Below are 9,302 nucleotides of genomic sequence, written 5' to 3'. Positions count from 1 at the left end.
TGCGGCGGCGCGGCGCTTGGGGTGGGACCATCTAGCCCGCCCCGCGCGCCCCCCCCCCCCGCCGGGGCGGGGGGGGGCCCCCCGCCACTGTGTGTGCGGGAAGGCCGGGGCTACGCGCCGGGGTTCGCCGACTCGCTCGCGCTCGCCGAGGGGCTCGGTGACGGCGTCCCGGCCGCCGTCACGTCCAGCAGGACGTTGAGCGTGGCGCCGCCCTCCGTGGTGAGGCGGAGCATGTAGGAGCCGGCGTTGTCGTCCGCGTACAGCTTGGGCAGCTTCAGCAGGCCGTTCGCGTCCGTCTCCAGGCCTTGGAGGGTGCGTGCGGGCTTGCCCTCGGCGCCCTTGAAGTACGGGCCCTTGTCGTTCTCGGCCGGGTCGAGCACCGACTTGATGAGGGTGGCGGTGACCGCCACCCCGTCCGCCGCGGCGCCCTGGTACGTCGCCTTCACCTCGACCTGGTCGGCGAACTCGCCGCCCACCGTGCAGGTCATCGGGGTGTCACCGGTACGCGTGAGGGCGTCCGCGGCGCGGGCGGTGACGGTCGCGGTGTAGTCGACGCCGGGGACGGAACGGCCGACGACCGTTGCCCGCACGGTGAACGAGCCGGTCTTCTCGCCCGCCGTCAACGCCGGCGCGACGGCGACACCCGCGGTACCGGTGACGACCGCGGCGACCTTCTCGCCGCCGGTGAAGGTGGCGTCGGTGTCACCCACGATCGTGAAACGGACGCGCACCTTGGCGACGCCCTTGCCCTCCTTGCTCTCGGCGCGGGCGCTGACCCGCTCGGCGAACGCGTCGCCCGCCATCGCCGTGAGCTGAGCGGTGCCGCCGTCCTCCAGGTGGTCCACCGTGTCGGTGGCGGTCGGCGGGGTGACCGGCGGCTCGGGCTTCGGCGGCTCGGGCTTCGGCGTGGGCTTCGAGGGAGTGGTGCCGCCGTCCGACGGCGGCTTCGGGGACGGTCCGGCCGGGCCGGTCCCCGGCGCCTGGGGCCGCGAAGGCGGGTTCGACCCGCGGGGGACGTCGCTGCGGTTCCCGGGCGGGGTGCCGGTGCCGTCGGGGATCTCGTGCGTGCCCTTGCGGTAGTACTCCAGCCAGGACAGGACGGTGTTCAGGTAGTCCGTCGAGTTGTTGTAACTGAGGATCGCGCGGCGCAGGTCGTCCTCGACGGACAGGTCCCAGCCGAAGCGGCACAGGTAGTGGCCGGCGGCGAGGGCGGCGTCATAGACGTTGTTCGGGTTCTCGACCCCGTCGCCGTTGCCGTCGCGGCTCGCCCAGGACCAGGTGGAGGGGATGAACTGCATCGGGCCCACGGCCCGGTCGTACGTGCTGTCGTCGTCGAACGCGCCGTTGTCGGTGTCGCTGATGTGGGCGAAGCCGTTGCCGTTCAGCGCCGGGCCGAGGATGGGGGTGATCGTGTTGCCGTCGGCGTCCACGTTGCCGCCGCCCGCATGGCCCGACTCGACCTTGCCGATGGCGGCGAGGAGTTGCCAGGGCAGGTTGCAGCCGGGCCTGGCCTCGCCCAGCGCGGTCTCCGCCTGCTTGTAGGCGTCGAGGACGGTCGCGGGTATGCCCGCGGCGGCGTCACCCGGGACGGCCGGGCCGGTGGTGGGGCCGGCGGTGGGCGCGGGGTTGGGGCTCTCCAGCGGCGGCAGGTCCGTGTAGTACGGCGAGTTGCCGGTCGCGCTGTCCTCGGTGGGCGTGTCGGACGAGGGCTGGGTGCCGGTGGTGCGCTGTCTTCCGGCGCCGTCGGTCTCGACTCCCGGGGCCTGGGAAGCGACCAGCGCCGCCGCGACAGCCGCGGCCACGGCGGTGTTCGCCGCACCCTTGCGCAGTCTCGTACCGAAATGCGCCGCCATGGAATGAACCCCTCCCGTAGGCGTCCGAGTCGCCCGTATATGCCCTGTTACCACACTCTGTTGACGCTCACCGTCGCCTGGTGGCGGTTGCACGCTCCCCGGTACGTCAACCCACGCGACCCTACGGCAACTTCGCACGCACCGGGACCTGTTCCCGCCTGGTCTTCACCACCTGGCCATACGGCGTTGTGGCGTCGGTCTCGCCCCAGGGCGGCACGCCGTCGTTGATACTGAACGTCAACGTCCGCCTTGGGGAGCACCGTTGCCGTTCACCCTCAGTCATGCGGCAGCCGTGCTGCCCGCCCTCCGGCCCGACGGTTCCGGTCGGGGCCCGCTGGTTCCGGCCGTCCTCCTCGCCGGGTCGTTCGCGCCCGACATACCCTATTACGTGGCGAGTGCGCTGTCCGGGACGATGGAGTTCGGCGATGTGACGCACTCCTTCGCGGGTGTGTTCACGGTCGACGTGCTCATCGCCTGGGCGCTGGTCGGGGTGTGGCTGCTGGTACGCGAACCACTGGTGGCCCTGCTGCCGCGCCGACGCCGGCCTCGGGTCGCCTCGCTGCTGCGCTGCGGGGCGGCACGCGCGCGCGTACGGCCCTCTCTGGTGGCGCGGTGGTACCTGTCCGCCGTGCTCGGCGCGCTCACGCACGTCGTCTGGGACGCGTTCACGCACCTCGACCGATGGGGGATGCGGTTGTTTCCGGTGCTGGGCCGGGAGATCGCGGGCTCGCCGCTGTACTGGTACCTCCAGTACGGCGGTTCCGCGGTCGCCGCACTGGTCATCGCCGCTTTCGTGGTTGTCGCGCTACGGCGGGCGCCCGCGGCCGAGCCGGTGGGGGTGCCCGCGTTGTCGGTGCGGGACCGGTGGCTGGCCGGCGTCGTGATCGGCGGCTGCGCGCTGGTCGCGGCGGCGCACCGGGCGACGCGGTGGTGGGCGTACTGGGGGTCCTCGGCGAAGCCCTGGGAACTGATCCCGACCCTGTGCTTCGGCGCGGGGGCGGGGCTGCTGGCCGGGGTGCTGTCCTACGCCGTTGCCGTGCGGCTGCGGCGGCCGGCTCCCGTGCCTAGCGGTTCGGGAGACGCCGGCAGGGAGCGGGACCGGAGCCGTCAGGAGGCTTGATCACACCGGGGGCGACGGGGAGCGGCGCCACGAACACGGTGAGCGTGCGTGCCGGGCGCGGATGGGGCCGGGGCAGCAGGGTGAGGCAGAGGGTCAGATAGCTTCGGGCCAGGTCGGCCCACAGGCGCCAGGGCGCGGTGTCACGGGGGCCGAAGGCCGCGGACTTCCGTCTCTCCCAGTCGGTGGCGACGCGGCGGCGGAGCCTGCCGGCGGCGTGACACAGCGACGCCGCCGGGCCCAGGGGGAGGCGGGCGGTGCTTGCGCCGACCGCGTGGGGCGGGGGCGCGGGCGGGGGCTGAGCCGGGGCCGTTCGGCGGCTGAGCATGCGTATACCCATGGCGGCATCTTGACGGGCGCGGGTGCCGGGGTGCTTTTTCGCGGGGGCCACGTGGGTGAAGGTCCCTCCGGGGGAGCTCCGGGGGGAGGGCCGGCGGGCGGCCGGTCCGGGGAGGGTGTGCCGCGAGGTGCCGGGGGTGGGCCGGGATGAGGGCCCACTGGGGCGTGTGAGCGGCGTTGTAACTGGTCACGGGGTTGCCGATACCGGGGGTACGGTGCGGTGCTTCGGTGGATCGCGCATGGACACGTGGCTTGCCACGGAGACAGGCCGCAAGGCGTGGCGGGACAGAGGCCCCAGGGACGGGGGGCCGAGGGCGGAGCCCCTGAGCCGACGGGCGGGCCGACGGGCGGAGGCCCCAGGGACGGCGAGCGAAGGCCCCAGGGCCGGCGGGCGCCGCACTTGAGCCGCAAGGCGTGACGCGCGCAGAGCCCGGGGAGGCGGCGCCGCACCTGGCTCGAAGGCCCACGAGGCCTGAGGCCCAGCCGAGCACCACCCCACCCGGCCACACGCCCGAGAGGGCGCAGACCCCAGCCATGCGGCACCGCACCCCAGTCACAGGCTCAGGAGAACTGGAGCCCCAGCCTGACGGCGTCACTCCTGGGCCGCATGGCGCGGCGCGCGGGCCCGGCAGGACGCACCACGCCGGTGCCCCGCAACGCACCAGGAGCGCCCGGCACCCGTGACCCGTGCCCGGGGGCTCCTGCGTCGGACGGCTGGGCCGCGGGCGGCTAGTGTGCCGCCGACTCCCAGTCGGGGCCCACGCCCACCGAGACGTCCAGGGGTGCCCTGAGGTCGACGGCGTGCGCCATCTCGTGGCGGACCAGTTCCTCCGCCGCCTCGCGCTCGCCGGGAGCGATCTCCAGGACGACTTCGTCGTGCACCTGCAGGAGCAGGCGGGACTTGAGGCCGGACTCGCGCAGCGCCCCGTCCACCTTGAGCATGGCGATCTTGACGATGTCGGCCGCCGTGCCCTGGATCGGCGCGTTGAGCGCCATCCGCTCGGCGGCCTCCCGCCGCTGCCGGTTGTCGCTGTTGAGGTCGGGCAGGTAACGCCGGCGCCCGAAGAGCGTCGCCGTGTACCCCGTCGCGCGCGCCTCGTCGACGGCCCGGCGCAGGTAGTCCCGCACGCCGCCGAAACGCTCGAAGTACGCGTCCATCAGGGCGCGGGCCTCCGCCGCCTCGATGTTGAGCTGCTGGGAGAGGCCGAAGGCCGACAGCCCGTACGCCAGGCCGTACGACATGGCCTTGATCTTGCGGCGCATCTCCGCGTCCACCGCGGTGGGCTCGACCGCGAACACCTGCGAGGCCGCGGTGGTGTGCAGGTCCTCACCGGACGTGAACGCCTCGATCAGGCCGGCGTCCTCGGACAGATGGGCCATCACGCGCAGCTCGATCTGGCTGTAGTCGGCCGTCATCAGCGATTCGTAGCCCTCGCCGACGACGAAGCCGCGGCGGATGGCCCGGCCCTCGTCCGTGCGGACCGGGATGTTCTGCAGGTTCGGGTCCGTGGACGACAGCCGGCCGGTCGCGGCGACCGTCTGGTTGAACGTCGTGTGGATCCGGCCGTCCGTCGCGATCGTCTTGATCAGGCCCTCGACCGTCACCCGCAGCTTCGCCTGCTCGCGGTGCCGGAGCATGACCACCGGCAGTTCGTTGTCGGTCTGCGTCGCCAGCCAGGCCAGGGCGTCGGCGTCGGTGGTGTAGCCGGTCTTCGTCTTCTTCGTCTTCGGCAGTGCCAGCTCGCCGAAGAGGACCTCCTGGAGCTGCTTGGGCGAGCCCAGGTTGAACTCGTGCCCGGCCGCGGCGTGCGCCTCCTTCACGGCCTGCTGCACCGCACCGGCGAACATCTGTTCCATCGCTTCCAGGTGGGCGCGGTCGGCCGCGATGCCGTTGCGCTCCATCCGGGCCAGCAGGGCGGAGGTCGGCAGCTCCATGTCGCGCAGCAGCTCCGCGGCGCCGACCTCCGCCAGTCGGCCCTCGAAGGCCTGCCCGAGATCGAGGACGGCGCGGGCCTGGATCATCAGCGCCTCGGCCTCGGCACCGTCGTCCGCGCCGAAGGCGAGCTGGCCGTCTGCCGCGGCCGCGGGGACCAGCTCCCGGTGCAGGTACTCCAGGGACAGCGCGTCCAGGTCGAAGGAGCGGCGGCCGGGCTTCACCAGATAGGCGGCGAGCGCGGTGTCCATCGCGACGCCCTCGATGGTCCAGCCGTGCTCGGCGAAGACCCGCATCGCGCCCTTGGCGTTGTGGAAGATCTTGGGCCGGCCGGCGTCGGCCAGCCATGCCGCCAGCGCCTTCTCGTCGGCCTCGTCCAGCTCGGCCGGGTCGAACCAGGCGGCGGCTCCGCCGGGCGCGGCCAGGGCGACCTCGGCGACCGAGCCCGTGCCCAGCGCCCAGGTGTCGACGGTGGCGACACCGAGCGCTTCGGTGCCGTGCCCGGCGAGCCAGGGCGCGAGCTCGCCCGTGCCCAGCACCGTGCCGTCCAGCTCCACGCCCTCGGTGACGACCGGGGTCGTCCCGGCCTCCTCGGCACCCGGGTCGACGCCGAAGAGCCGCTCGCGCAGCGAGGGGTTCCTGATCTCCAGGGTGTCCAGTACCAGCGCGACGGCCTTGCGGTCGTACGGCACGCGCGTGAGGTCGGCGACCGCCCTGTCCAGCCCGACCCGCCGCTCCAGCTCGGTGAGCCGGCGGTTCAGCTTCACCGCCTCCAGGTGGTCGCGCAGGTTCTGCCCGGCCTTGCCCTTCACCTCGTCGACGCGCTCGACCAGCTCCGCGAACGAGCCGAACTGGTTGATCCACTTGGCGGCCGTCTTCTCCCCGACGCCGGGGATGCCGGGCAGGTTGTCGGACGGGTCGCCGCGCAGCGCCGCGAAGTCGGGGTACTGCGCGGGCGTCAACCCGTACTTTTCGAAGACCTTCTCCGGGGTGAACCGGGTCAGCTCCGAGACGCCCTTGGTCGGGTAGAGCACCGTCGTGTGCTCCGAGACGAGCTGGAAGGAGTCGCGGTCGCCGGTGACGATCAGCACGTCGAAGCCCTCGGCCTCGGCCTGCGTGGTCAGCGTGGCGATGACGTCGTCCGCCTCGTACCCCTCGATCGCGAAGCGCGGGGCGTGCATCGCGTCGAGCAGCTCGCCGATCAGCTCCACCTGGCCCCTGAACTCGTCGGGGGTCTTGGAGCGGTTCGCCTTGTACTCCGTGAACTCCTCGGAGCGCCAGGTCTTGCGGGAGACGTCGAAGGCCACCGCGAAGTGTGTCGGCGCCTCGTCGCGCAGCGTGTTGGCCAGCATCGACGCGAAACCGTAGATCGCGTTCGTCGGCTGGCCCGTCACGGTCGTGAAGTTCTCCGCGGGCAGCGCGAAGAACGCGCGGTAGGCCAGCGAGTGCCCGTCCATGAGCATCAGGCGCGGGCGGCTGCCGCCGGAGGTGCTGTCGGTCTTCTTCGATGCTGTCTCTGCCACGTCCCCGATCCTGCCACGCCGCACCGACAGTCGGCCCCGGCCTCCGGGGCGTACCGGACGCCTTGGTGATCGCGGCCCCGGACGACGGGCTCGGCCCTCGTGGCCGGGCACCCTCGCGACCGGCAGCGGTTGGGCGGACCGTGCCGGATCCGGGCCCGGCCCGGCCGCCACCGTTGTCACCGCCGCGTGGGAGTATCGGAGATGTAGCTCACATGCGGAGGCGAAGGAGAGCCGGCGATGGCAACGAAGCCGCCCGAGGCGGATCCGGTCCAGGACGCACCGCAGGTCGCCGGGCCGCAGCACGCGGCGGCCGGGCTGCCCGCCATCGGGCACACCCTGCGCGTCGCCCAGCAGCAGATGGGCGTCAGGCGGACCGCCCTGACGCTCCTCAGCGTCAACCAGAAGGACGGCTTCGACTGCCCCGGCTGCGCCTGGCCCGAGCCGGACCACCGGCACAGGGCGGAGTTCTGTGAGAACGGCGCGAAGGCGGTCGCCGAGGAGGCCACCCTGCGCCGGGTCACCCCGGAGTTCTTCGCCGCCCACCCGGTCGCCGACCTCGCGACCCGCAGCGGGTACTGGCTCGGCCAGCAGGGCCGGCTCACCCACCCCATGTATCTCCGCGAGGGAGGAGACCGCTACGAGCCGGTCACCTGGGAGCGCGCCTTCGACATCGTCGCCGAGGAGGTGGACGCCCTCGGCTCCCCCGACGAGGCCGTCTTCTACACCTCGGGACGCACCAGCAACGAGGCCGCCTTCCTGTACCAGCTCTTCGCGCGCGAGCTCGGCACGAACAACCTGCCCGACTGCTCGAACATGTGCCACGAGTCGTCCGGCTCGGCGCTCTCCGAGACCATCGGCGTCGGCAAGGGCAGCGTCCTGCTGGAGGACCTGTACAAGGCCGACCTGATCATCGTGGCCGGCCAGAACCCCGGCACCAACCACCCGCGCATGCTCGCCGCCCTGGAGAAGGCCAAGGCCGCCGGCGCGCGGATCATCAGCGTCAACCCGCTGCCCGAGGCCGGTCTGGAGCGGTTCAAGAACCCGCAGACGCCGAAGGGCCTGACCGGCGGGTCCTCGCTGACGGACCTGTTCCTGCAGATCCGCATCGGCGGCGACCAGGCCCTGTTCCGCCTTCTCAACAAGCTGATCGTCCAGACCGAGGGCGCCGTCGACGAGGACTTCGTCCGCGAGCACACGCACGGCTACGAGGAGTTCGCCGCGGCCGCCCGCGCCGCCGACCGGGACGAGACGCTCACCGCGACCGGACTCGACCAGCGCCGGATCCAGGAGGCGCTGGACATGGTGCTCGCCTCGCGGCGCACCATCGTCTGCTGGGCCATGGGCCTCACCCAGCACAAGCACTCCGTGGCCACCATCCGCGAGGTGGTCAACTTCCTGCTCCTGCGCGGCAACATCGGCCGCCCCGGCGCGGGCGTGTGCCCGGTGCGCGGCCACTCGAACGTGCAGGGCGACCGCACCATGGGCATCTTCGAGCGGCCGGCACCGGCCTTCCTGGACGCCCTCGAGCGCGAGTTCGGCTTCGCTGCCCCGCGCGAGCACGGCTACGACGTCGTCCGCGCGATCCGCGCCCTGCGCGACGGCGAGGCGAAGGTCTTCTTCGCCATGGGCGGCAACTTCGTCTCCGCCTCCCCCGACACCGGTGTCACCGAGGCGGCGATGCGGCGTGCCCGCCTCACGGTGCATGTGTCGACGAAGCTCAACCGCAGTCATGTCGTCACCGGTGCGCGGGCCCTGATCCTGCCCACCCTGGGCCGCACCGAGCGCGACCTCCAGGGCAGCGGCGAGCAGTTCGTGACCGTCGAGGACTCCATGGGCATGGTGCACGCCTCCCGCGGCCGACTGGAGCCCGCGAGCACGCACCTGCTGTCCGAGCCGGCGATCGTCTGCCGTCTGGCCCGCCGGGTGCTGGGCGAGCGCAGTATCACGCCGTGGGAGGAGTTCGAGAAGGACTACGCCACGATCCGTGACCGCATCGCACGCGTGGTCCCCGGCTTCCAGGACTTCAACGCGCGCGTCGCCCACCCCGGCGGCTTCGCCCTGCCCCACGCCCCACGCGACGAGCGCCGCTTCCCGACGGCCACGGGCAAGGCCAACTTCACCGCCGCCCCCGTCGAGTACCCGAAGCTGCCCGAGGGCCGGCTGCTGCTGCAGACACTGCGCTCGCACGACCAGTACAACACCACGATCTACGGCCTCGACGACCGCTACCGGGGCATCCGGGGCGGCCGCCGGATCGTCCTCGTCAACCCCGAGGACGCGCGCGAACTCGACGTCGCCGACGGCTCGTACGTCGATCTCGTCGGCGAGTGGACGGACGGCGTGGAACGGCGTGCGCCCGGCTTCCGGGTCGTGCACTACCCGACCGCGCGGGGCTGCGCCGCCGCCTACTACCCCGAGACCAACGTCCTGGTCCCCCTGGACGCCACCGCCGACGTCAGCAACACCCCGGCCAGCAAGTCCGTCGTCGTCCGTCTGGAACAATCGGCGACCGACTGAGCGTTTGCTCAGCCAGACGC

4 protein-coding genes are annotated in these 9,302 nt (G+C 72.7%); 2 read left to right on the top strand and 2 right to left on the bottom strand.

Features of this window, described 5'->3' with window-relative positions; all coding sequences use genetic code 11:
• Nucleotides 1-110: 110 nt before the first annotated feature.
• Nucleotides 111-1,853 carry a lytic transglycosylase domain-containing protein gene (locus ACGF8A_RS15060; RefSeq protein WP_393108070.1) on the bottom strand — a complete coding sequence of 581 codons (1,743 nt, stop codon included), beginning with the start codon at nt 1,851-1,853 and terminating at the stop codon, nt 111-113.
• 262 nt (nt 1,854-2,115) lie between these two features.
• Between ACGF8A_RS15060 and ACGF8A_RS15055 the strand changes: the two genes are divergently transcribed.
• Nucleotides 2,116-2,973, top strand: a complete 858-nt coding sequence (locus ACGF8A_RS15055; RefSeq protein WP_393108067.1) for a DUF4184 family protein — start codon at nt 2,116-2,118, stop codon at nt 2,971-2,973.
• Nucleotides 2,974-4,038: 1,065 nt separating this feature from the next.
• On the opposite strand, the gene polA is transcribed toward ACGF8A_RS15055, so the two are convergent.
• The gene (gene polA / locus ACGF8A_RS15050) at nt 4,039-6,765 is read right to left on the bottom strand and encodes a DNA polymerase I (protein WP_393108065.1); all 2,727 of its coding nucleotides are present in this window, start codon (nt 6,763-6,765) and stop codon (nt 4,039-4,041) included.
• 237 nt (nt 6,766-7,002) lie between these two features.
• Between polA and ACGF8A_RS15045 the strand changes: the two genes are divergently transcribed.
• The gene (locus ACGF8A_RS15045; protein ID WP_393108063.1) at nt 7,003-9,282 is read left to right on the top strand and encodes an FdhF/YdeP family oxidoreductase; all 2,280 of its coding nucleotides are present in this window, start codon (nt 7,003-7,005) and stop codon (nt 9,280-9,282) included.
• Nucleotides 9,283-9,302: the final 20 nt, after the last annotated feature.

The sequence above is a fragment of the Streptomyces sp. NPDC047706 genome (assembly GCF_043204795.1).
Classification (GTDB): Bacteria; Actinomycetota; Actinomycetes; order Streptomycetales; family Streptomycetaceae; genus Streptomyces.
This window is presented reverse-complemented; position numbering and strand designations above follow the sequence as displayed.

What these genes read in the sequence shown, in the direction of transcription:
- ACGF8A_RS15060 (WP_393108070.1), bottom strand. Translation starts at nt 1,853, where the DNA reads ATGGCGGCGCATTTCGGTACGAGACTGCGCAAGGGTGCGGCGAACACC.
- ACGF8A_RS15045 (WP_393108063.1), top strand. Translation starts at nt 7,003, where the DNA reads ATGGCAACGAAGCCGCCCGAGGCGGATCCGGTCCAGGACGCACCGCAG.